The sequence below is a fragment of the Psychrobacillus sp. OK032 genome (genome assembly GCF_900111345.1).
GTDB lineage: Bacteria > Bacillota > Bacilli > Bacillales_A > Planococcaceae > Psychrobacillus.
Genome location: NZ_FOGY01000004.1, coordinates 220,313 through 243,651 on the forward strand (window position 1 = coordinate 220,313; position 23,339 = coordinate 243,651).

Below are 23,339 nucleotides of genomic sequence, written 5' to 3' on the forward strand. Positions count from 1 at the left end.
TATTAAATGGGGGATGACAAGATGAGTTTTAAAAAGATTGCAATTATTTGTTTGTTTGTATTACTAGCTGGAGCAGCGATAAATATTATTTTAAATGTCCAAGATAAATTCGTACAAAAATCAGATGAAATTATCGTAGAGGATACAAATTATTCTAACATTGAGGTTGTAGCAGATAATGCAGCTGTTGAATTACTGCCAACAAAAGAAAGTAATACGACAGTATCATTTTCAGGTAAGATGAAGAAAAAATTGAACTATCATTTAAATGCCGATGTTAAAGGGGATACACTTTATGTTGAGCTAAAAGAAAAACGTTGGAATTTCATCCAATTTGGTTTTTCTTCATTAAACAATAAAATCACTATACGAGTACCTGAAAAGGAATATAGTACTATTAAAACCGAAATCGATAATGGGTCAATAATCGTAAAAAAGATGCAAGCTACAAGCCTAAATCTCGAATCAAATAATGGTAGGATAGATTTGACAGATATTGCTGCTGAAAGCATCCATGTCCAAACAGACAATGGAAAAATTTTATTCAATAATGTAGAGGGCTCTATAAATGCTGAAACCGATAATGGGCAAATATCATTAATCACTAACAGCCTAGATCAAGCAATTACGTTAGAAACCAATAATGGACTTATTAGTATTCAAGCTAAGCAGGAACCGACGAATGCAACGATTCATGCTAAAACAGACAATGGAAGAATAAGCATTTTTGGCAAATCAGCAGAACAAACAACGTATGGAAAAGGTGAAAACATAATCAACCTATCAACTGATAACGGAATGATCACTGTAAAATAAGATAATTATTTAATGAGGATCAACTAATATTGACTTCCATGATTTTCTTTGTTAAATTAATTCTAAGAAGAGAAGAATCATGTGGAAACAAATTGAATTATACAAAATATACACTCGTCCTAATTGCGGGACGAGTTTTTTTGATGAATTTGTTAGAAGGGGTCTTTGTTTTATGAAAAATATAATCATTATAGTAGGATCGCTAATCATAGCTTTTGGCTTCAATTGTTTTTTAGTTCCGCACGGTATACTCAGCAGTGGAATTAGCGGTATTGCTATATTACTCGGTATTATCTCACCATTTGATACAGGTTTACTCAACTTCGTGTTAAACTTACCATTACTGATTTTAGGCTATTTTAAATTAGGAAAGAAGATTACGATTAATACGCTCATTTGTGTTATCTCTCTTTCTCTATTCTTATACTTTATACCAGCAGAATCGATCACAAATAACATGTTGCTTTCTTCTATTTTCGGTGGAATCATTAGCGGTGTTGGTGTTGGACTTATTATGAAATACTCTGGAACTTCTGGAGGATTAGATATAATTGCCATCATTGTCTCTAGATCAAGCAATATTAGTGTTGGCTTATTGTTAACAGGTATGAATGGCATTATCGTACTCATTTCAGGTGCTGTTTTTAATTGGGAGATTGCATTATATACGTTACTCGCAATTTATTTATCTGGGAAAATGGTCGATACGATTTATACGAATCACGAAAAACTGACGATGCAAATCGTTACGACGCAAGGGGACCTCATACGACAAGATTTAATGCAATCGATTTATCGTGGCATTACGATAACGGATGGGTACGGAGGGTTTACGCAAGAAAAGAAACAGATCTTAATGATGGTGGTTACCCGATATGAAACGATGCAGATTAAACAAATCGTTCATAAGCACGATGAAAAAGCATTTATCAACATATTTGAAACAGTTGAAGTTGTTGGAAATTTTGCAAGAAATGAAAAATAAAGCTGATGCCCATAAAAAGGGCATCGGCTTTTCTTTTCTACTTTATTTCAGAAGTTATATTTAGATGATTGTAGATCGTTAATTTGTTCACCAGTTTTTTACTCATCGAATCTAATCCTTGTAGTGTGACGACATTATTATTTTCACGATACTTCGTCACTACTTTATCGATTGCTCCGACAGCCGAATCATCCCAAATATGGGAGTTTTCAAAATCGATTATTATATTTTTTTGCGTCACTTGAAAATCAAATGCATGTTCAAATTCTTGAACGGAAGCGAAAAATAGCTGACCTTCAACATTAAAGAGCAAGTTATCCACTTTTGTGCTTTTTCTAACATTGATCTTAGCAATTTTTGCAACAAAGAAAACTGCGCTTAAAATTACTCCTGCTATGACCCCTTTAGACAAATCGTTTGTAGCCACAACGATAATTACGGTAACGACCATAACAATTGCATCCGAGCGAGGAGCTTTTCGAATGTAGGTAAAGGAATTCCAGTCAAATGTACCGATACATACCATTATCATAATACCAACAAGCACAGGCATTGGAATTTTCACGACTATATCTCCAAGTACAATGATTAAAAACATTAAAAATATACCTGCAACAAAAGTAGAAAGTCTACCTCGACCACCAGATTTCACATTAATAACAGATTGTCCAATCATCGCACAGCCAGCCATGCCTCCAAAAAATCCATTAATCACATTGGCAATTCCTTGCCCCTTCGATTCTCTGTTTTTATTACTTTCCGTTCCAGTCATGTCATCAATAATAGATGCCGTTAATAACGATTCCAACAAGCCAACAATTGCTAGCGCAATAGAGTACGGGAAAATGATAGTTAACGTATCCAAGTTAAATGGGACATTCGGAATAAAGAACTCTGGTAATGACCTTGTAATCGTACCTAAATCACCAACTACCTTTAAATCTATACCTGCATAAAGTGTAGCCGCCGTTAAAGCTACTATTGCAATAAGCGGGGCGGGGATAGCCTTCACAAATCGAGGAAGTACATACACGATAACAAGTGTAACAGCTACAAAAATATAGGTAATGACAGATTCCCCTAGAATATGAGGAACTTGCGCCATAAAAATTAAAATGGCTAAAGCATTAACAAATCCAATCATTACTGCCCTAGGTATAAACTTCATCAATCTTGCTATTTTTAAAACTCCAAATAGTATTTGAATAATACCTGTTAAAACTGTAGCTGCAATTAAATAATCGAGTCCATAATCTTTTACTAGTGGACCCATCAAAAGTGCCATCGCACCAGTTGCTGCTGAAATCATTGCAGGTCGACCACCAACAAACGAAATCGTTACGGCAATAATAAAAGAAGCATATAAACCGACCATCGGATCTACTCCTGCGATGATTGAGAAAGCTATTGCTTCGGGTATTAATGCTAACGCAACGACAATACCAGCTAGAATATCTGCTCGTACATTAGAAAACCATTCTTTTTTTATTTTTTCTACCACTAATTATTACACCTCTTCTATCGTTCACACGAAAATTATGCATTTGTACAGTTTATCATTTTTTTGCATAGAACTGAATCTTTTTTAGGATGATATATAAATCGTGTGTTTAAAACCGTGAATAAACAAAACGTGAACTGGTTAAACTTATGTAGATCTATCCAAGTTATATTTTGGTGAAGAGGGGGATGACGAGTATTACGAAAAAAACTGGTGCAAGCAATGATACTTCTTCATCGAATGAAAAAATTTCATTAAAAACAAATCTTCAGGATAATCTCCAATACATAAAAAATACACTTGGGGAGAGTTCCGATATTATTACGCGAGAAATACGCATTGGACAAGAAGGAACGATCAAAGCAGGTATTATTTATACAGACGGCTTAAGTGATGCTACTTCTTTACAAAATTTCATCTTAGAAACACTGATGTTAGATTTAAAAGAAACACAACTAGAAGAGAATCTCACTACTACGACAGATCTTATGGATACATTAAAAGATTTTGCAATGACAGTAGGAGAAATTAAAGATGTAACAAATTACGATGATTTATTCACTTCTTTAATATCCGGTGATGCAATTTTTTTAGTAGATGGATATTCCAAAGGTTTCATCATTGGAAATAAACGTTGGGCAGAGCGTGGCGTAACAGAACCAACTGCCCAGACTGTAGTGAGGGGGCCACGAGAAGGCTTCTCCGAAAATTTACGAATAAATACGGCATTAATTCGTCGTATTATTAAAGATCCAAATCTATGGATGGAATCCAGAGTGATTGGGAGACGATCCAAAACAAATATTGCTATTATGTATATTAAAGATGTTGCAGATGACGCTGTATTAGAAGAATTACGCACTAGATTAGATCGTATAGACATTGATGGGATACTTGAAAGCGGATATATCGAGGAATTGATACAGGATTCAAAATACTCTCTTTTCCCAACTGTTTATAATACAGAGCGTCCGGATAGCACAGCTGCATCATTGTTGGAAGGTCGTATTGCCATTCTAATAGACGGTACACCTTTTGTACTAGTCATCCCAGCTCTTTTCACCCATTTTTTTCAATCTACTGAAGATTATTATCAGCGAACGGAAATAGCTAGTTTAATTCGACTTCTTCGTTTTGTTTCATTTGGAATCGCTATGCTTGCCCCTAGCCTTTATATTGCTGCGATTACTTTTCATCATGAAATGTTACCGCCTGCTTTACTTATCAGTCTAGCAGCACAACGTGAAAGCGTTCCATTCCCAGCCTTCATCGAAGTAATGATCATGGAAATTGCATTTGAGATTTTGCGTGAAGCGGGACTTCGGATGCCAAGAGCTATTGGGTCTGCTATGTCAATTGTAGGTGGATTTGTTATAGGAACAGCAGCCGTAGAAGCCGGGATAATTTCCGCAGCAATGGTTATAGTTGTTTCAATTACAGCTATTGCCAGTTTCATATCCCCTACTTATGATCTTTCTATTGCGGGTAGAATGATGCGTTTTGTATTTATAGCATTAGCTGCTACATTTGGATTATACGGAGTTACCATTGGGTTAATCGCACTTGTTTTACATTTGTGTAGTTTAAGTTCGTTCGGAGTTTCGTATATGGCTCCATTATCCCCATTTATTGCTTCCGACCAAAAAGATGTGTTCATTCGTGCGCCAATATGGAAAATGATTAAGCGACCTTCATTTATTTCAAAAAACAGTATTAGGCAACAATACGAAGCACCAAAATCGAGCAAGGATACTCAAGAATAAGGTAGTGGTCATTTGATAAATAAAAAGATCCTTCTATTATTAAGTCTTATCTTTTTACTTTCCGGTTGTTGGGATAAACGAGAATTAAATGAATTAGCTATTACAATGGCTCTTGGCATTGATCAATCAGATGATGGATATAAGGTTTCCGCACAAGTAGTAGTACCTTCAGAACTATCTTCGAAAGGGGGAGCTGGGCATTCGCAAATAGTCCTCTTTCAAGCAACTGGTAAAACTTTAGATGATGCTTTACGAAAACTAACAAAAGAATCACCAAGGTTAATTTATCCAGGTCATCTTCAAATGCTTGTTTTTGGTGAATCGTTAGCTAAAGAAGGAATTGGAAAAGCGTTAGACTTCATATCAAGAAATTGGGAAGTCCGAGCAGATTTCTATCTAGTAGTAGCGAAAGATAGTACCGCGGAAGAGATACTAAATGTTCAAACGCCTTTAGAGAATATGCCTTCAAATAGTATGTTTAACACACTTCAGAAAGCAACAGTAAATAATTCAACTACAACTGGAATAAAATTAGTTGATTTTATCGGAGATTTAGAACGTAAAGGAAACGAGCCAGTATTAACGGGAATTATTATTACTGGAGACAAGAAAAGTGGATCCAACAAACAGAACCTTGATTCTATCTCTCCTTCGGCACGAATCAAATACGATGGCTTAGCGATTTTTAAAGAAGATAAACTGATAGGTTGGTTAGATGAATATGACACACGGGGGTACAATGGAATAACTAATCAAGTAAAACGAGCAGTTTCTACTGTTGCTTGCCCAGAAGAAGGGGAAGTAAACTTGGAAATTCAAAATTATCAAGCAAAGCTTAAGAGTAAAACTGTAAATTCTTCACCTAAACTAGAGATAAAAATTGAAGTTACTGCAAATGTTGGTGCAGTGGAATGTTTTATCGATCTTAGAAAAGAAGAGACGATAACAGAGCTAGAGAAAACTTTTGAAAATCAAATAAAAGAAAATATTCATCATACGATCAAAACTGTTCAGAATGATTTTAATTCAGATGTTTTTGGATTTGGAGCAACTATTTATCAACAGGATCCGAAGGAATGGAAAAAAATTCAAGATAATTGGGAGGAAGAATTTCCTAACTTAAAAGTGAATGTTGACGTTAACGTAAAGATTGAGCATGTAGGTGCAATTGATAATTCTTTCTTACAGAATATGAAGGACTAAAAGATATGCTGAAAACTCTTGGAATTCTATTTGTAGCAGCTATCATCGTAATTTTAGAACTACCTCATCTTCTACAAAAAAAGTTAATAAAAGAGGTAGTCATATTTTCAATATTATTAGCTTTTGGAGTTATTTTAAGCATTTTACTTGCACTGGGTGTAAAAGTACCAAATCCAATGGATTTCATAACTTATGTGCTAAAACCACTTACTAAGATTATTAGTTAATTAAAAAAGTAAACTAGAAAGGGAAGGAGAGGAATGATGCAAAAAGATAAAATAAACCCATTTCAATTTTTAGTTCTAGTTATTTTTTTTACGATTGGTTCAAGCATTTTAGTTGTTCCGTCTGGACTAGCGTTACACTCGAGGCAAGACGCTTGGGTAGCTGCAGTCATTGGAACTGTGATTAGCGTTTTGGTTATTTGGTTATTCACCTTTATAGGTATGAGGTTCCCAAACCTAACCTATGTTCAATTGAATGAAAAAGTCTTTGGTAAATGGTTAGGAAAACTTTTTTCCATTTTATTTGTAATAATGACTTTACTTAATACCGCAAATTTAATAGCCCATTCTAGTTCTTTTTTAAAAACTCAGATGCTGCCCCATACACCAACGATAGTTCTTAATAGTTTAATGGCCATTATCTTAATAATGGCCATACGTTACGGATTGACTACTTTTGCTCGAGCGGCAGAAATCCTCATATTTGTTTTCTTTTTTTTATTTATTGTATTAGTTAGTTTTATCATACCTCAGATTGATGTAAAAAATATCGAACCTTTTTTTCAAGCAAGCGGAAAATCACTTATTCAGTCATCGTTAATGCTAGCTGTAATCTCATCTGTTAATGCAATTGCTTTATTAATGATATTTCCCGCATTTGTCACTCAAATTAAAAAAGCAAAAGCAAATTTTCTAATAGGAACTATAATTGGTGGAATAGTCATTATTATTATTACACTTTTATGTGTGATTGTATTGGGTATCAATATAACAATTAGACAAGTTTATCCTAGTTATGCTTTAGCTAAAGTAATAAATGTAGGGAATTTTGTGAACCGTATAGAGGGGTTTATGGCCGCGCTATGGATCTTATCTTTATACTTTAAAATGGTTATTTATTTTTTTGCTTCTGTTTTAGGAATAGCTCAGATATTAAGTTTGAAAGATTCTCGTTCGTTAACCTATCCATTAGGACTAATAGTTGTCGCATTATCTGTATTAATTTTTCCGAACATTATCTATCAAGAAAACTTTGATGGAACAACAGGTATAGCCTTCTCTTTAGTAGTAGGGTTATTTTTTCCTCTGCTTTTATTAATTGTGTATGCATTCCGGAAAAAGCAATTAAAAAAAAATATTGAAAATTGATAAACGTAATTATATAAAAATGGAAACCCAGCACTCTTATTTGCTGGGTTTGGATAAGAAATTCAATTAATTGAATTTCTTATTTTAAGCAAGTTAACGTATAAACCACCGCGAACAAATAGTTAAAGAGCTCTCATGTTAAATTTGAAGCAACCTAAAATTTGGAACGGAATATCCTGTAAAATGGATTCTTTCGCTATAAATTTCGTTTATTTTCGATAAGGTTCCCAAATACATATTTGGGAACCTTATTTTGTGATAAAATAGGAGGTGAAGAGGTGGAGCAAATGCCGAAAATATTAAAGGACTTTTTAGTATATTTAACAACGATTAAAGGAAAATCTATACGAACACGAAAAGAATACGAATATGATATTGTCTTGTTTCTTCGCTTTTTAAAAGCAATGGAAAATGACATAGATCTTTCCAAAATGGAGGACATAGATCTAAAAGATATATCTATCGACTTTATCCGTGAAATATCATTAGAAGACATATACTTATTTTTGGAATTCTGCGAAATGCAGCGGGGTAATAGTGCAGCCACGAGAGCACGAAAAACCGCAACCATTAAATCGTTCTTCAAATATCTAAAAGGAAAAAGAAGATTATTAGAAGATAATGTTGCAGATGAGCTAGAGACACCAAAAATCGGTAAGAAAAAGCCAATTTATTTGAATCAAGAAGATGCGGAAATTTTTATTAAAGGAATAAAAAGAAATAATCACTATTACCGAAATTACACGATGATCATGTTCTTTTTAAACTTGGGACTCCGTGTATCCGAGTTATGCAGTTTAAATCTTACTTCAATTCAGGACAATGTATTGCATGTAATAGGGAAGGGGGATAAAGAACGGACAGTTTTCTTGAACAACGTGTGCATCCAATCTCTTGGAGTTTACATGCAAAAAGAACGCATGTACATACAAGGTGCAAGTACAAATGAAGCACTATTTTTATCACAAAAAGGAACGAGACTAACCCGACAAACTGTCGCGAAAATTGTAAAACAAATAAACGCAGATTCTGGTTTAAATAAAGAAAAACTATCCCCACATAAACTAAGACATACATCAGCAACGCTTATGTATAAAAATGGAGCAGATATCAGGAGTCTGCAACATATTCTAGGGCATACTAGTGTTTCAACAACACAAATATATACGCATGTGGAAGATAAAGAGATACAACAAGTAATTGAAAACAATCCGTTCAATCATTTAGGTTAATATAATTATATTATGTAAACTAATAAATTAAAAAAGGCTTATCTCTACGAATTATTAGGGGAAGTCTTTTCTTATATTAGGAAATATGGTATTTGTTTACACAATAAGGCGAAACAAATACTTAAAAATGCTAAATTTACGAGGCTACAAACATTTGTTCTGTTTGGTGGTTAGTTCGAAAAAGTAATTGGAAGCACATACTTTGATTAATGAAACTATTTCTGAAACAATGAGAATAGTATAAAATCTTATAGCAAAGGGGAAATCATCGTGAAAGTTCTTTTGATAGGTGCAAATGGTCATGTTGGAAAACATATTGTTCGGTTATTACAAGAAAGTGATAAGCATTCTTTAAAAGCGATGGTACGGGAGGAAAAGCAAGCAGAGGTTCTAAGCCAGTCGGGTGTTGAATCTGTTATTGCTAACCTGGAAGGTAGTGTAGATGAAATTGCGGGTGCAATTGCAGGAAGTGACGCCGTTATTTTCTCGGCAGGTTCCGGTGGCAGTACAGGCGCAGATAAAACATTATTAGTAGATTTAGATGGTGCAGTTAAAGCAATGGAGGCTGCCACTAAAGTTGGTGCTACTCGTTTTATTATGGTTAGTGCATTACAAGCACATAACAGAAATAGCTGGGCGGATAGTCAAATAAAACCGTATATGATTGCAAAGCATTATGCAGATAGAATGCTCGAAGCAAGTGGATTAAATTACACAATCTTACGACCAGGGGGACTTTTAAATGATCCTAGTGTTGGGAAAATTTCTCTTGCTAGTAATCTAGCAAAAGGTACTATTTCTCGAGAGGACGTTGCACGAACAGTAGTCGCTTCCTTGGATGAGGAAAATACTTTCACACGCTCATTTGATTTGATATCAGGAGATACTCCGATAGTGGATGCACTTAAAAATGTATAAATAAAACAACCAACTGGGTGAGGGGGACATCGAAATTCGTTGACACCTATTTTTTGTGTGTCACCTTCATCTTTTTAGTCAATCCTTTTTACTCAACAACCGCTATCATTTAAGCATGACTGAGTATACTTTCACCTCCGCATTAATCATTTTAATAGATAGATATTCTTTTTTTTAGTTGTAATTAAAGCAATATAATTTTGACAAAACTTGTTCCATACAAATACGAATAAAGGTTTACATAATATTATTACGTAAACTAATTGGAGGGATTCTTTTGTTTACATACCAATTGGATGAAAAAATATACTTAAAAATGCTCGATTTACGGGACTCCGAACATTTGTTCGATTTAACAATCGGATCGAAAGAAAGCTTAAGAGAATGGCTACCATTCATCGATTACACCAAAACTGTTGCTGATTCACATAGTTTTATCCAGTCAACGATGAAACAATTTAGTGATAACAATGGAGTGCAAGCAGGAATCTGGTATGATGGCAAACTTGCTGGTGTTCTTGGTTTTCATCAAATAAATTGGAATAATAAATCAACAAGTATTGGCTACTGGCTTGGTAATGATTATGTTGGTTTAGGGTTAATGACTAAAGCGGTTAAAGCTTTTGTACATTATGCATTAAATGACTTAAATTTGAACAGAGTAGAAATTCGCGCTGCTGTAGAAAATAAAAAAAGTAGAGCAATTCCAGAAAGACTTGGGTTCACAGAAGAAGGGTGTATTCGTCAAGCGGAATGGTTGTACGATCATTATGTTGACCATGTAGTTTATGGAATGCTAAAGAACGATTGGAAAGAAGAAATCTAAACCATTTAATATTATAAGATACAATCCAATCAGTAGGGGGCTTCATCCTCCACTGATTGGTAAATTGAACTAAAGCAGCTAACCCATTTATGCTTCTTCGATTCCTCAGAGCTTTGAGGTGCTGGATAGAGAGGGATAAAAATAGTAATCTTGCGCATGTGTAACTATGAACCCAACCGATTGATAAAGTCCAAGTGCATGTGCATTAGTGGTTTCTACCTCAAGATGAACAGAGTGACCTGCTTCTGATTGTTCTTTAACTACCCTCTGTAATACCTTGCGTCCAATACCTTGCCCTTGCTGTGTAGGTAAAATGGAGAAACCATAAATCCATGCTTCTCCATTTTCTTTTTTCACTCGAATTTTTCCGACTGGTTCTTCATGAACATCTATCATGAATATAGCATTGTCACTGTCTCCAACGATTCTGTTCTCCATTTCTTGTGCATCTTCAATAGTTATACCGAATGCTTCTATATCCAAACGAATGCGCATTTCTAAATCCTCTATATTTGCTTTTCGCAAAGTAAAGCCGTCTACTTCTTCTAGATTCTTTCCTTTCCACTCCATTTGATGTTCTGAAAATTCATAGTTAGCCCCTAGTTTTGTTAAAAATAACTTAGCTTCCACAGAACTTGCTGGAGCATTTAACAAGATTTTTTTGAAATGCTTATATTTTGCAGTAGCTAACCCTTGTTGAAGCAGTCTAGAAAAGTGTCCTTTTCGCCTCTTTATTGGTTTTACCATGCCACATACTTCTACTGTCGAACCAAAAGGATATAACCCTAAAAAGGCTACAAGTTCATCATTTTCATAATGAAAGAAGTCGAATTCATTGAACTCCCGATTGCTAAGCATGTCCCAATTTAACTTTAGTTGAAGGTGATCGTGTGTTTCACATTCTTGTTGAAGTTGTTTAATATCTTCCAATTGTTTTTGTGTTAACATATTTTACCCCTTTTTCTTATGTATCGAGGATAGTGCAACTCACTTTTATTTTACATCAGTTAAAAGGCAAAACAAGTATATTTACGAAAAATTTGATCAACCCTATATATTCGGACAAAAGTAATGCCATATTATCATTCAATATAAGTTACAATAATAATATTATGTTAACTTGATAAGGGGAACGCTTGGTTAATCTATGAAATACTTTAGTTGACTAGAATCATTGAAATGTCGAATTAGGACAAGTATACATTGCATATGATGAGAGTAGCATAAACTACAATCATTACGTTAGGGGGACCAAGTTTGACGAATAAACAGCATTCAGCACCATTTGAGAAAATGATGATTGTTCGTACGGTCGTTCTATTAATTGCCTGGTTAAACCAATATCTCGTTATGAAAGGTAAAAGTCCAATACAGTTTAAGGACGAAGATGTGGAACTCGCTGTAACTTTTGGGTTTGCTTTTTTAGCCTCGATTTGGGCATGGTGGAAAAACAATGATGTGAGGTACAAGGCACGTCGAAATACACAACATCTGAGAAATAATGGGTTAAAATAGTTGCTGATTCTAGTATATAAAACGATTTCAATCGTTTTATATACTAGTTTTTTTAATATATTTGGAAAAGATGAAAGGGAGGTGTACGCTTGGTGAAAAGATAGTGGCAGATTACGTATTGTATCAAGAGAGGATGCGGTATCGAACATCCTGTATTTAATCCCTATTATTCATGGTGCAGAGATGTCCTTAACCGGGGAGCTACCTACTTTTTATCCGGAGATTCATCGGGAACATGGTCTTGGTCCGTTAATTCCAGACGGAATAAGCAGCAAAAAATAATAGTAGAATCCACCGTATTGAGTTTGACCAACATTACGATATGTTCTTTCATCATTTTCTATCCGTTATGACAGGTCAACACATAAAGGGAAACTTCCAACAGTGGGGAGTTCTTCATTCCTTACTGATAAGGAATGAAGAACTAAGGCAAACAACACCGTATCCAATGGAAGGCATTCTAAATTTGCCTGCGTACTGCTCCTTCGCAAAAGAACTTTTGCGACAACAATTCCATGACCCACGTCCCTGTAGGCCTCAATGCTTAAGTTACCAACGTCTTGTTGACCCTAGGTTCATAGGATGATTCACATAGATGAAGTCTCACGACGTGGGTTTTTTCGTCTATGTTCTATGTTCTACATCAGGAATTTATAGGACATTAATCACGATCATTTTAATCGTTTTCTCACCCTAATAGTTGAAGTGGAGAAATCACCGTCTGTTGAACAGGGATAAACATTGAGTAGAATATTTTACTCAAAAACACCATCTCTGAGTATTTCAAATTCAACTTTAATATTTACCTTCATATCTTTGTACATATCATGCAATTTTTCTTTCGACAAATTAGAATTTCTTACGGAGCTTCTATACTTTTCGCCAAAGCCAAAGATATCCGATTGGACATTTTGGCAATGGGCAATAACCCTTGATATCTCTCTTGTTAAGTTTTTAACCATCGCATCTTCAAGTCTTTCGATTACTTTTGGATCTCCTGATTCCACATCTGGATATATTTCTAAAAGTCGTGCTTTTAGTTTAAGCTGAAAATCAAACTCTGGAGTAGTCGCATCAACTAGTTTCAACTCTCTTTTCGATTTAATTGCATCAAATGCTACAGGCATTTCATTAGACGTCCCTTTTATCAAATTGGGGGGGATATCCTCTTCCTTTAGGATCGTTTCAAATATTCCTGACTTAAAATTGTCTCTCAAAAGTTTCACATAAAAGCTATCTTCTAATGAAAGAGAACTTACCATTTTGCCATCATTAAATATGGCAACACCTGTTAATTCGACTAATTCTCCCTCTTTTTTTATAATTGGTATCGCGCTATCTTTACCTACCATATAAAAATCATGTGCAATTTCATGCAAGGTAGAAGAAATCATGTGTTCATATTTAATGTTTTGTTCCATTAACCTATATATATGTTGACCAATATCATCTATATTTTTATATTCATGTTCAAGTAATACGGACGTTTCTCCTTCTACTACTGCCAAATACAGACTATTACTTACACTTGGATTTTCTAAAAGTGAATCCAAGTAAGAGTGAAGATCATCTTTTGCCAACTCTTCGCCGAACAAAACGACTCGCATCTGACCGATCGTAATTTTTTTGGATAACTTTCGATTGGCTTTCATTCTATTTCCTTTGCTTGTTTCGTTTTCCGTCGTAATCACTTCTACATTGCTTTGAAATTCTGGGTTTACTTCTCTAACAACCACCGTAGTGGACATTCTTTCTTCAGTCCCTACATCATAACCGACTAAAGTGGTTAACCCTACTCGATCCAATATATCTGTCTCTGCACAACCAACTAAAATACTGAGCAAAAATAGAGGTATGATATAGAACGTAACTTTTTTCATTATTTTTGCTCCTTCTGTGATGAATATTTCTTTTTCAGCATCGCTACGAGCAATAAGATAATAGGATAGACAAATATTATATAGAAAGCTATATTTCCAAAATGGGTATTAATCGAATTTATTTGGGTTCTGCTTTGAACAATTAATGTGCCTATAAATATAAGAATGGAGAAAATCCAAACAAATTTCGTCCCGCTTATTTTAATTACTCGACTTGCACCACGAGAAGCAGCCCATAAATAAAGACATAGATTTGGTAAAATAATTAGCATCCAAAAACAAACTGCCACAAATTCAAACCGCTCCATAAAGGGAAAACTAATAAAACTGAACAAAGTTAAAGTCGCCCATATCGTTTTATCTAATTTTCCTTCGCTATAGTAAGTGAGGGAGACGAGCATAATGATTAGATATACGGCAGTAGTGAATAACAAGCCTAAATGCACATGTTTTTTCACATTTTCTTTGTCTTTTACAAAAGGATAAATGATTTGAAGGATTTCAAAGCCTATAATCGTAAAAGCCATAGATTTTGCACCTTTTAAAATAGAGCCAATATTTGCTTCTAAAATAGGTAAAAGGCTATCTACTGATGCAAATTTTAAAGGAATTAATAACAGAGGGAGGATCCATAGAGCGAGTACGATACTAAAAAAAGAAACGCCAACAATCACCCGAAGACCACCTGTAAACGCATAAATAGTAACTAAAAGCAATGACGCAGAAATAAACCACGTACCTAAGCCTGGAAAAATCCATGTTTGAATTACTTCAATATAATTTCGCAGGACGGAAAAAAATGCAACGGAACAATACAGTATATAAATTACATTCAAGAAATTTCCAAACCATATACCAAAGACATCTTGATGGATCCCATAAAGATCATTGGAACCGTATATTTCCAATGTTTTGATCATACAAAAAGCAATGAGATGAGTGGCAAGACCTGCCAGAAGAACAGAAATCCATGCATCTTGTTTTGCCTCTTGATACACAATCCGTTGAAATCCATGAATACCAACCCCAACTTGAGCACTATGGATTACAAAGATGAGCAAATAAGAATTAATCATATCTTTAGCGCTAAGTTGTATAGGATTTTTCATTGATTTCACCTTCAGTTCAGCTTTTTTCAGGTTTTATAGGCTCTGGATTGAATTTATCTTCATCAGCTGGCCTAACATTGGAAGGTCTTTTTGCTGTATAGGGTAATGGCATTCTAATAAGACTATCTCGCATATCCTGAAATCTAGGGGGATAGAAAGGAGCCATATAAGGTGCACCCAAACTTGTTTGACGTAATAGATGAATAAGAATAAAGCAGAAGGCAAGCATAATTCCAAAAAACCCCCAAAATCCTGCGAGTATGATGATGGGAAAACGAATAAGACGGATAACATTTCCCATAGTATAACTTGGTGTCGTAAAGGACGCTAATGCGCTTAAAGCGACAATAATAAGTAATATATTACTTGTTATTCCCGCTTGTACGGCTGCAGTTCCAATTACGATACCCCCTACAATCCCAATCGTTTGGCCAATCTTTGTAGGTAATCTTGCCCCAGCTTCTCGTAGTAGTTCAATGATAAATTCAAGAAGTAAGGCTTCAAAAACAGGTGGAAAAGGGACTAATGCCCTTGATTCACTCAGTGGAACTAAGAAAGCCTGTGGAATTACTTCATAGTGAAATGTCAACGCACCTACATAAATTGGAGTCAAGAAAATGGAAAGAAAAATAGCAGTAAATCTTAATAGGCGAACAAATGTGGCAACTTGCCATCGTAGATTCTTATCTTCTCTACTTTCAAAAAACTCAATAAACGATTGAGGACAAACAATTGCCATGGAACTACCGTCCACTATGACACCCAATTTTCCATTCAATAGACCATCGCAAAACCTGTCTGGTCGTTCCGTTAAAAGCATTTGGGGGAAAGGCGATAACGAATTATCATCAATCATTTCAACAAGGACCGCACTATCTAGTAATGCATCGACATCAAGATCTTTTATCCTTTGGCGAAGTGTATTTACCATTTCATCAGAAGCTATACCATTCATATAGATAAGGGAGAGGGAAGTATTGGAGCGCTTTCCTACTTTGAATTCTTCATTACAAAGATCGGGACTTACAATATTGCGACGAACCAATGAGATATTTGTAGAAAGACTCTCATTAAATCCAACTTGTGCTCCGATTACTTGTGATTCATTTTCAGGTGCTGATAGACTTCGCGATTCTCTTTTGGGAATATTCGCCAACACAACTGGTGAGTATCCCTCCACATATATAAGAACGCTTCCATTTACTAGGGAAGCTACTGTTTCCTCCAGTTGACTAGATATATTTACCTCTGGTAATGAAAGTGACAACTTGATTGTTTCTGGTGTTTCATAAATTTTATTTTGTAAATTAGTAATAATATGATCGTTTAAAATTTGATCATTTACTAAATTTTTTATATATATAAGGGTTAAGTTCGGTGGAATAGATTTAACGATTAAATCAGATGGATTATGGGTAGCATCTTTTATCATCTGAGTAAAATTATTTTCCTCAGGAATAATCATTTCTACATTTTCTTTAGTTGCTTGTATGACTATAGGTGTTTGTTTTTTATTGAAAGGTAGTTTAAATTTCATATTGAATATTAGGCTCCTCTCATTTCTTACTTAGTTTATAGAATGGACTTTTAAAGGATTATCTATACTTATTTCATTAGATAAGATGAAAGAAGATATCCACGGGAACGACATACTTATAACCAAACTTTCCATCATGCATTCTTTCAAGATTTTGAACCGATAGTAATAGAACGATTTGGTGAGTCGGAGCAGCTGTTGTTATTAGATTAATAACTAAAGTAAATAGTACTGTCTAACTAAGAATAAAATCTTAGTTAGACAGTTTTTTTATATTAATATTAGTTTGTTCGGCGCTTCTAAGATATTACCGAATAGAAAAAAGAATCCTTGAACATGACTAATACTCGAACCAAAATGATAAAAAACTAGCAAAAATGAAATTCGCATTACTTTATTTAAAATATTCTAAAAAATTGGACTTGACTTAATAGTGGATACTTTATAAAATATATTGCATATACATAGAAAATTCGTGATTCAATACACGAACTAGAGGGGAATTATTATTCATGTTGGCTTTGTTGGGTTTTTTGATGATTGTTACTTTTTTATTTTTAGTAATAACTAAGCGACTCTCGGTAGTAGCAGCTTTTATCGGTGTGGCGGTTGTGTTTGCATTAATCGGTGGATTTTACGCTGAGATGGGTCAGATGATGATGGATGGTATTATCAAAGTGACACCAACTGCGGTTATGATTGTTTTTGCTATATTGTATTTTGGGTTAATGATAGATGTTGGATTATTTGATCCGATGATTAACCGCATTTTAGCACTTGTAAAAGGGGATCCTTTAAAAGTAGTTTTAGCTACCGCCGTTATTACAATATTAGTAGGTTTAGATGGAGATGGTTCTTCCACGTTTATGGTATCGGTCACTGCAATGCTTCCTTTATACATACGACTTGGGATGAGTCGATTAGTGTTAGCCTGTGTAGTAGCTTTAGCAGCAGGTGTGATGAATATTATTCCATGGGGTGGACCACTCGTTCGAGCTGCAGCGAGCCTTCAAGTAGAAGTTGCCGATTTGTTTATTCCTTTAATTCCAGTTATGGTTGCAGGGTTATTATGGACGCTATTCTCTGCCTATTTGTTAGGGAAGAAGGAAAGAGCACGACTCGGGGTTATTGTGTTAGAAGAGCCAACACCAACAGTAGCTGAACTAGCAGCAACAACTGTTGAGAAAAGAGGCGTTTCTAAAATTTATTGGTTTAATCTTTTCTTAACGATCGTTTTAATGGCCTTACTTGTCATGGATATATTGCCGATTGCTATTTTATTTGCTACAGCATTTGCCATCGCATTAGTAGTTAACTTCCCAGATGTACAAAAACAACAAGATCAGATTTTAAGACATGCGAATAACTTTGTCATGATTAGTACAATGGTTTTTGCAGCAGGTATTTTTACGGGTATTTTCAGTGGAACTGGGATGATGGATGCGATGGCAAAAACTCTGGTTTCCGTAATTCCTGAATCGCTCGGAAGCCATATGCCAGTTATAGTTGCACTTACTAGTATTCCAATGGGACTTGTATTTTCTCCAGACGCCTATTACTTTGGTATACTACCTATTCTTAGTGAAACAGCAGCAGGTTTTGGAATAGATCCTGTAGAAATCGGACGGGCTGCATTATTAGGGCATTCAACCGCTGGATTCCCGTTATCACCATTAGTGCCAGCTACTTTTATCCTGATTGGGTTAGTTGGGGTAAGTTTTGGTGAACATCAAAAATTCCTATTTAAATGGGCTTTTGGTACTACCGTAGTTATGACCATCGCAGCCGTGTTAACTGGTGCGATTACCTTATAAACAAACAACTGTTAAAACGCTACTGCAGAAAAATGCAGTAGCGTTTTATGTTAGGGGTAGAGCGATTCAGTCTTTTCTATATGTTTTAATGCTTCACTTGGACATGTTGCGATAACTCTTTTCACATCTTCTCTAAGTGCTGCATCAGGTAATATCCAAGGTTTTCTACTCATGTTGAATGTCGAAGGTAAATATTTTATACAATTGGCAGCATGTATGCATTTTCCTATATGAAAATAGACATCGACTTCATAGCCATTATATTTCTTGTAACCTGCATTGAGTAGGGCTTTTTCATCTTCCATTTTTTCCTTCACCCGATGTTACACTTCAATCATAATTGGAAGAATCATTGGCTTCCGTTTCGTACGGGAATATAAATGTTTTTCCACCGTTTTTTTGATATTTTGTTTTAACACGCGCTGATTTCGATTATTATCTTTCATTTTATCTATAGTTGTTTTTACGATTTGATTTACTTCGTTTATAAGCTCTCCAGATTCTGGACCGTATATAAAACCTCTTGAGATAGTATCTGGACCTGAAATAATATTTCCTTGCGATTTACTAATAGTCGTAACAATGACTAGCATGCCATCTTCTGAAAGTAATTTACGATCACGCAAGATGATTTCTCCAACATCACCTACACCAATACCATCTACGAAAACATTTCCAGCATCTACACTTCGCGTTTGAATGGCCTCATTATTCACAATATCTACGACATCTCCATTACTAACAATGAAAATATTTTCTGTTTGGACTCCAACAGATTCTGCTAATAAGCGATGTTGATGAAGCATTCTGTATTCACCGTGAATAGGGATAAAGTATTTTGGTTTCATCAACGTTAGCATCAACTTTAACTCTTCTTGGCAAGCATGACCCGATACATGAAGTCCTGTAACACTACCTGAACCATATATTACCCTGGCACCTAATTGAAATAGATTATCTATTATGCGGGAAATACTCCGCTCATTTCCTGGAATAGGACCAGCAGCTAAAATAACTGTGTCATCAGGAAGAACTTCTACTTGTCTAAAGTTTGAACTCGATAAACGTGATAACGCGGCCATCGGTTCACCTTGGCTTCCTGTACATAGAATGACCACTTTTTCTGGATCCATCGAGTTTACTTCATTCGCTTCTATTATCATATTCTCTGGAACATCTAAGTATCCTCGCTCTATTGCAACCGATACAACATTGACCATACTACGTCCAAGTAGAACAAGTTTACGGTTAGTCTTGATCGCTGCATTTACTATTTGTTGAACACGATGTACATTCGAAGCGAATGTAGAGATGAACACTTTCCTAGGCGCATGACGAAATGCTTCTTCAATATGATCTCCTACAACCTGTTCTGATGAGGTAGACCCAGGTCTCTCTGCATTTGTACTTTCGGACAGTAGCAGCAGAACACCATTTTCACCTAGTGCTGCCATTTTGTGAATGTCGGAACCCTGTTTATCTACTGGTGTCCAATCAAACTTGAAATCTCCAGTATGTACGATTGTGCCTTGTGATGTATGGAATGCTATACCAAGACAGTCCGGAATACTGTGACTAGTTTTGAAAAATGTTGTCTTAATCGTTCCTAACTGTAACTCCGACTCACTATCAATCATAAAAAGCTTCGTTCGTCTTAGAAGACCATGTTCTTTTAACTTAATTTCGATTAAACCTAACGTTAAATTAGTAGCATAAATTGGGACGTTTACTTGTTTTAAGAAGTAGGGGATACCTCCAGTATGATCTTCATGTCCATGTGTAACGATTAGAGCCCTAATTTTTTCTTGATTCTCCTGTAAGTACGAAATATCCTGGATGATCAAATCTATACCTAATAGACTTTCATCCGGAAACTTTGATCCGCAGTCAATTACGACAATATCATCTTCAGATTGCAATACATACATATTTTTACCGATTTCGTTAACGCCTCCAAGGGCAAAAATCGATACTTTTTGGTCTGTTGTGTTCAATATATTTTTCCTCCCCTTCAAATTCATATTCAAAGTATTGCCTTTTCTACATCTTTTATAAGTAAGTTTATTTGGAATTTTTTTATTAGGGATTGAAGAAAGTGTTATTTGAAAAATTATCTATTTTTGAAACTATGAGATTTTGGTTATTGTCGAATATACTTGTATTGTGCTAGAATATTGTTTATACAAAAATTCTCAAATATTAGAAAAATTAAAATATGTAGTAACAGAGGGAGAGGAAGTTATATGCAAGAACAACAGCTAGCGAGAGGTTTAAAAAACAGACATGTTCAGTTAATCGCTATTGGTGGGGCAATCGGTACGGGATTATTTCTTGGAGCAGGTAAATCTATTCACTTAGCAGGACCTTCGATATTATTTGCGTATTTAATAACAGGTATCATTTGTTTTTTAATCATGCGTGCACTGGGTGAATTACTTCTATCGAATTTAAACTATCATTCTTTTGTAGATTTCGTACAAGATTATTTGGGTAATATGGCTGCATTCATTACGGGATGGACGTATTGGTTCTGTTGGATCTCTATTGCAATGGCAGACTTAACCGCGGTAGGACTCTACACGCAATACTGGTTTCCCGAAGTACCACAATGGATGCCCGGATTAATCGCACTTGTTATTTTGCTATTTATGAACCTTGCAACTGTAAAGCTTTTTGGAGAAATGGAATTTTGGTTCGCACTAATAAAGGTCATTGCCATTCTAGCATTAATTGTTATCGGTATTTTCATGATTATTAAAGGGTTTTCAACCGATGCAGGTGCATCCAGCTTCTCGAATATCTGGGGTAATGGGGGCATGTTCCCAAATGGAATGAATGGCTTTATTCTCTCGTTTCAGATGGTAGTGTTTGCGTTTGTCGGAATTGAACTTGTTGGATTGACAGCAGGGGAGACAGAAAACCCGGAAAAAGTCATCCCAAAAGCAATTAATAATATCCCGATTCGGATTTTAATCTTCTACATCGGTGCACTTATTGTCATTATGAGTATTTATCCATGGAATGCTATCAATCCAATGGAAAGTCCATTCGTTCAAGTCTTTGTGGCAGTAGGTATTGCTGCGGCTGCTGGTATTGTCAATTTTGTTGTGTTAACATCTGCAGCTTCCGCATGTAATAGTGCCATATTTAGTACAAGCCGTATGTTGTTTTCACTGGCAAAAGATAACAACGCACCCGTACCATTTACAAAATTGACTACTCATAAAGTTCCTTCCAATGCATTATTCTTTTCAACAATTATTATTCTAATAGCTGTTGTCTTGAACTATGTAATGCCGGAAGGGGTGTTTACACTTATCACAAGTATTTCTACCGTATGTTTTATCTTTATATGGGGAATTACGGTCATTTGTCACTTAAAATATCGCAAAACAAGACCTAATTTAGCTAAATTAAACAAATTCAAGATGCCGCTTTACCCATTTGCGAATTACTTGATTCTTGCTTTCCTTGCATTTGTTCTTGTCATTTTAGCACTTGCAGCAGATACTCGTGTTGCGTTGTTCGTAACGCCTGTATGGTTTCTAATGCTGATTGTTATTTATATGGTTAGGAACACGAAGGGGAAACAAAGAACTCTTGTTGAAAATGCATCAGTTGAAAACAATTAAGGTTAACTTACTAATTTAGTGATGAAATCCTCTGTCTTTTGTTGAGACAGGGGATTTCTTTGTTTTGGTAATGAACATACCGTCACCCTAACGAAATTTGAACAAGTATAGTCCTAAAGTAAAGGGGAAACTTAATATCATTAAACTTTCAAAATGGAGGAGCGGCAATGTCAAAACATAATACAAGACGGAGATTAACAAGGAAAAGGTATACTTTACAGATTATTATGTTTGTGAGTGTTTTCCTTTTAACGGTGGGAAGCTTCGTACTTTTAACTTCCGCAGATTTTAAAACGGACAGTCTTTATCAAGAAATTCAAAACTATAGCAAGCAACACGATATAAAGCCGATTGATGCAAAAGTGGATAGGGTTTGGAAAGCTATCCCTGGCTACAATGGATTGATTGTAAATATCAAAGCAAGTTATGAAAAAATGAAAAAAGAAGGTGTCTTTAATAAAAACAAAATTGTTTATAAAGAGATATCGCCAAATGTACATCTAGATGATTTAGATCCTCAACCTATCTATAGGGGTAATCCAGAAAAACCAATGGTAACCCTGTTAATTAATGTTGCCTGGGGTAATGAATATATTCCAGCCATTCTTAAAACATTAAACACTCATCAGGTCAAAGCGACATTCTTCTTTGACGGTAGTTGGGTTAAGAAGAACCCTGATATAGCTAAGATGATTAGTAAAGAGGGGCATGAAATTGGTAACCACGCTTATAGCCATCCGGATCTTAATCAACGTTCGAGAATCGAAACTTTAGAAGAAATAAAAAAGACGAATGATGTGATCCAGGCAACGATAGGGATGAAACCGAAGTGGTTTGCACCGCCAAGTGGTAGTTTTAATCAGGAAACGATCAATGTCGCTCACGAGCTCGAAATGAAAACTATCCTATGGACGGTCGATACGGTTGACTGGAAAAAACCTTCACCATCAGAAATGGTCACTCGCGTTGTAACGAAAGTAGAAAATGGTTCCATGATTCTTATGCATCCCACAGAACCTGTTGCTGAAGGTCTAGATTCCATGATATCGACTATAAAAGCGAAGGGGTATCAACTAGGGACAGTTAGTGATCTTATGAGTGAAAAACGGATTGATTGATTGATTGATTGAGGAAGATCATATTCAACTGAGAGAAATTTCACATTTTCTCAGTTTTTTTTGATTTCAAGAACATTTGTTTGTATAATGGATATAAAGCTATTCTGGGGGGATTGA

The 23,339-nt window shown here is 35.3% G+C and carries 20 protein-coding genes; 13 read left to right on the top strand and 7 right to left on the bottom strand.

Going from position 1 to position 23,339, the window contains the following annotated elements:
• Positions 1-21 precede the first annotated feature (21 nt).
• Together BMZ04_RS09895 and BMZ04_RS09900 are read left to right on the top strand one after the other, a co-directional pair.
• Positions 22-816: a DUF4097 family beta strand repeat-containing protein gene (locus tag BMZ04_RS09895; protein ID WP_177184402.1), complete on the top strand. Its 795-nt coding sequence runs from the start codon at positions 22-24 to the stop codon at positions 814-816.
• 172 nt (positions 817-988) lie between these two features.
• Positions 989-1,801, top strand: a complete 813-nt coding sequence (locus BMZ04_RS09900) for a YitT family protein (RefSeq protein ID WP_093269031.1) — start codon at positions 989-991, stop codon at positions 1,799-1,801.
• A gap of 37 nt (positions 1,802-1,838) precedes the next feature.
• Here the strand turns inward: BMZ04_RS09900 and BMZ04_RS09905 are convergent, their stop codons facing one another.
• Positions 1,839-3,302 carry a SulP family inorganic anion transporter gene (locus tag BMZ04_RS09905; protein ID WP_093269036.1) on the bottom strand — a complete coding sequence of 488 codons (1,464 nt, stop codon included), beginning with the start codon at positions 3,300-3,302 and terminating at the stop codon, positions 1,839-1,841.
• A gap of 188 nt (positions 3,303-3,490) precedes the next feature.
• Between BMZ04_RS09905 and BMZ04_RS09910 the strand changes: the two genes are divergently transcribed.
• The 7 genes from BMZ04_RS09910 to BMZ04_RS09940 all read left to right on the top strand — a co-directional run bounded on the left by BMZ04_RS09910 (position 3,491) and on the right by BMZ04_RS09940 (position 10,617).
• The gene (locus BMZ04_RS09910) at positions 3,491-5,065 is read left to right on the top strand and encodes a spore germination protein (protein WP_093269039.1); all 1,575 of its coding nucleotides are present in this window, start codon (positions 3,491-3,493) and stop codon (positions 5,063-5,065) included.
• Positions 5,066-5,077: 12 nt separating this feature from the next.
• Entirely contained in the window at positions 5,078-6,268 is a 1,191-nt protein-coding gene (locus BMZ04_RS09915; protein ID WP_255367873.1) for a Ger(x)C family spore germination protein, read from the top strand.
• A gap of 5 nt (positions 6,269-6,273) precedes the next feature.
• Complete coding sequence (locus tag BMZ04_RS09920) at positions 6,274-6,495, top strand: hypothetical protein (protein ID WP_093269042.1); 222 nt, start codon at positions 6,274-6,276, stop codon at positions 6,493-6,495.
• Between the two features lie 36 nt (positions 6,496-6,531).
• On the top strand, positions 6,532-7,641 hold the full coding sequence (locus tag BMZ04_RS09925) for a GerAB/ArcD/ProY family transporter (protein WP_255367874.1): 1,110 nt from the start codon (positions 6,532-6,534) through the stop codon (positions 7,639-7,641).
• 287 nt (positions 7,642-7,928) lie between these two features.
• Positions 7,929-8,873, top strand: coding sequence for a tyrosine recombinase XerC (locus tag BMZ04_RS09930; protein WP_093269604.1), 945 nt, complete (start codon positions 7,929-7,931; stop codon positions 8,871-8,873).
• A 270-nt stretch (positions 8,874-9,143) separates the two neighbouring features.
• Complete coding sequence (locus BMZ04_RS09935) at positions 9,144-9,791, top strand: SDR family oxidoreductase (RefSeq protein ID WP_093269049.1); 648 nt, start codon at positions 9,144-9,146, stop codon at positions 9,789-9,791.
• Positions 9,792-10,068: 277 nt separating this feature from the next.
• Positions 10,069-10,617, top strand: a complete 549-nt coding sequence (locus tag BMZ04_RS09940) for a GNAT family N-acetyltransferase (RefSeq protein WP_093269052.1) — start codon at positions 10,069-10,071, stop codon at positions 10,615-10,617.
• Between the two features lie 105 nt (positions 10,618-10,722).
• Here BMZ04_RS09940 and BMZ04_RS09945 read toward each other — a convergent pair whose 3' ends face one another.
• Positions 10,723-11,565, bottom strand: coding sequence for a GNAT family N-acetyltransferase (locus tag BMZ04_RS09945; protein ID WP_093269056.1), 843 nt, complete (start codon positions 11,563-11,565; stop codon positions 10,723-10,725).
• A gap of 309 nt (positions 11,566-11,874) precedes the next feature.
• Between BMZ04_RS09945 and BMZ04_RS09950 the strand changes: the two genes are divergently transcribed.
• Complete coding sequence (locus BMZ04_RS09950; RefSeq protein WP_093269060.1) at positions 11,875-12,132, top strand: phage holin; 258 nt, start codon at positions 11,875-11,877, stop codon at positions 12,130-12,132.
• A gap of 755 nt (positions 12,133-12,887) precedes the next feature.
• Here the strand turns inward: BMZ04_RS09950 and BMZ04_RS09960 are convergent.
• From BMZ04_RS09960 to BMZ04_RS09970, 3 genes are read right to left on the bottom strand one after another with little or no spacing between them, the layout of a single operon-like run.
• Positions 12,888-14,012, bottom strand: coding sequence for a Ger(x)C family spore germination protein (locus tag BMZ04_RS09960; RefSeq protein ID WP_093269063.1), 1,125 nt, complete (start codon positions 14,010-14,012; stop codon positions 12,888-12,890).
• A complete protein-coding gene (locus tag BMZ04_RS09965; RefSeq protein ID WP_093269067.1) occupies positions 14,012-15,121 on the bottom strand; it encodes a GerAB/ArcD/ProY family transporter in 1,110 nt (369 codons plus the stop codon). Before BMZ04_RS09965 ends, BMZ04_RS09960 begins: the two co-directional genes overlap by 1 nt.
• 16 nt (positions 15,122-15,137) lie before the next feature.
• Positions 15,138-16,658, bottom strand: a complete 1,521-nt coding sequence (locus BMZ04_RS09970) for a spore germination protein (protein WP_093269071.1) — start codon at positions 16,656-16,658, stop codon at positions 15,138-15,140.
• A 512-nt stretch (positions 16,659-17,170) separates the two neighbouring features.
• On the opposite strand from BMZ04_RS09970, the gene BMZ04_RS09975 reads away from it, so the two are divergent.
• A complete protein-coding gene (locus BMZ04_RS09975) occupies positions 17,171-18,472 on the top strand; it encodes a CitMHS family transporter (RefSeq protein ID WP_093269075.1) in 1,302 nt (433 codons plus the stop codon).
• Between the two features lie 50 nt (positions 18,473-18,522).
• Here BMZ04_RS09975 and BMZ04_RS09980 read toward each other — a convergent pair whose 3' ends face one another.
• Positions 18,523-18,777 (bottom strand): (4Fe-4S)-binding protein, encoded by a 255-nt coding sequence (locus BMZ04_RS09980; protein WP_093269078.1) that lies wholly within the window; start codon positions 18,775-18,777, stop codon positions 18,523-18,525.
• A gap of 18 nt (positions 18,778-18,795) precedes the next feature.
• On the bottom strand, positions 18,796-20,493 hold the full coding sequence (locus tag BMZ04_RS09985) for a ribonuclease J (protein ID WP_093269607.1): 1,698 nt from the start codon (positions 20,491-20,493) through the stop codon (positions 18,796-18,798).
• A 222-nt stretch (positions 20,494-20,715) separates the two neighbouring features.
• Here BMZ04_RS09985 and BMZ04_RS09990 point away from each other — a divergent pair, with 222 nt between their 5' ends.
• Positions 20,716-22,104, top strand: coding sequence for an amino acid permease (locus BMZ04_RS09990; RefSeq protein WP_093269083.1), 1,389 nt, complete (start codon positions 20,716-20,718; stop codon positions 22,102-22,104).
• Positions 22,105-22,271: 167 nt separating this feature from the next.
• The gene (locus BMZ04_RS09995) at positions 22,272-23,222 is read left to right on the top strand and encodes a polysaccharide deacetylase family protein (protein WP_093269086.1); all 951 of its coding nucleotides are present in this window, start codon (positions 22,272-22,274) and stop codon (positions 23,220-23,222) included.
• The last annotated feature ends 117 nt before the right edge of the window (positions 23,223-23,339 follow it).

Bases quoted from the DNA above. Each gene is read 5' to 3' on its own strand.
- BMZ04_RS09895 (WP_177184402.1), top strand. From the start codon at position 22: ATGAGTTTTAAAAAGATTGCAATTATTTGTTTGTTTGTATTACTAGCT.
- BMZ04_RS09900 (WP_093269031.1), top strand. From the start codon at position 989: ATGAAAAATATAATCATTATAGTAGGATCGCTAATCATAGCTTTTGGC.
- BMZ04_RS09910 (WP_093269039.1), top strand. From the start codon at position 3,491: ATGACGAGTATTACGAAAAAAACTGGTGCAAGCAATGATACTTCTTCA.
- BMZ04_RS09920 (WP_093269042.1), top strand. From the start codon at position 6,274: ATGCTGAAAACTCTTGGAATTCTATTTGTAGCAGCTATCATCGTAATT.
- BMZ04_RS09925 (WP_255367874.1), top strand. From the start codon at position 6,532: ATGCAAAAAGATAAAATAAACCCATTTCAATTTTTAGTTCTAGTTATT.
- BMZ04_RS09930 (WP_093269604.1), top strand. From the start codon at position 7,929: ATGCCGAAAATATTAAAGGACTTTTTAGTATATTTAACAACGATTAAA.
- BMZ04_RS09945 (WP_093269056.1), bottom strand. From the start codon at position 11,565: ATGTTAACACAAAAACAATTGGAAGATATTAAACAACTTCAACAAGAA.
- BMZ04_RS09960 (WP_093269063.1), bottom strand. From the start codon at position 14,012: ATGAAAAAAGTTACGTTCTATATCATACCTCTATTTTTGCTCAGTATT.
- BMZ04_RS09965 (WP_093269067.1), bottom strand. From the start codon at position 15,121: ATGAAAAATCCTATACAACTTAGCGCTAAAGATATGATTAATTCTTAT.
- BMZ04_RS09970 (WP_093269071.1), bottom strand. From the start codon at position 16,658: ATGAAATTTAAACTACCTTTCAATAAAAAACAAACACCTATAGTCATA.
- BMZ04_RS09975 (WP_093269075.1), top strand. From the start codon at position 17,171: ATGTTGGCTTTGTTGGGTTTTTTGATGATTGTTACTTTTTTATTTTTA.
- BMZ04_RS09980 (WP_093269078.1), bottom strand. From the start codon at position 18,777: ATGGAAGATGAAAAAGCCCTACTCAATGCAGGTTACAAGAAATATAAT.
- BMZ04_RS09985 (WP_093269607.1), bottom strand. From the start codon at position 20,493: ATGAATTTGAAGGGGAGGAAAAATATATTGAACACAACAGACCAAAAA.
- BMZ04_RS09990 (WP_093269083.1), top strand. From the start codon at position 20,716: ATGCAAGAACAACAGCTAGCGAGAGGTTTAAAAAACAGACATGTTCAG.
- BMZ04_RS09995 (WP_093269086.1), top strand. From the start codon at position 22,272: ATGTCAAAACATAATACAAGACGGAGATTAACAAGGAAAAGGTATACT.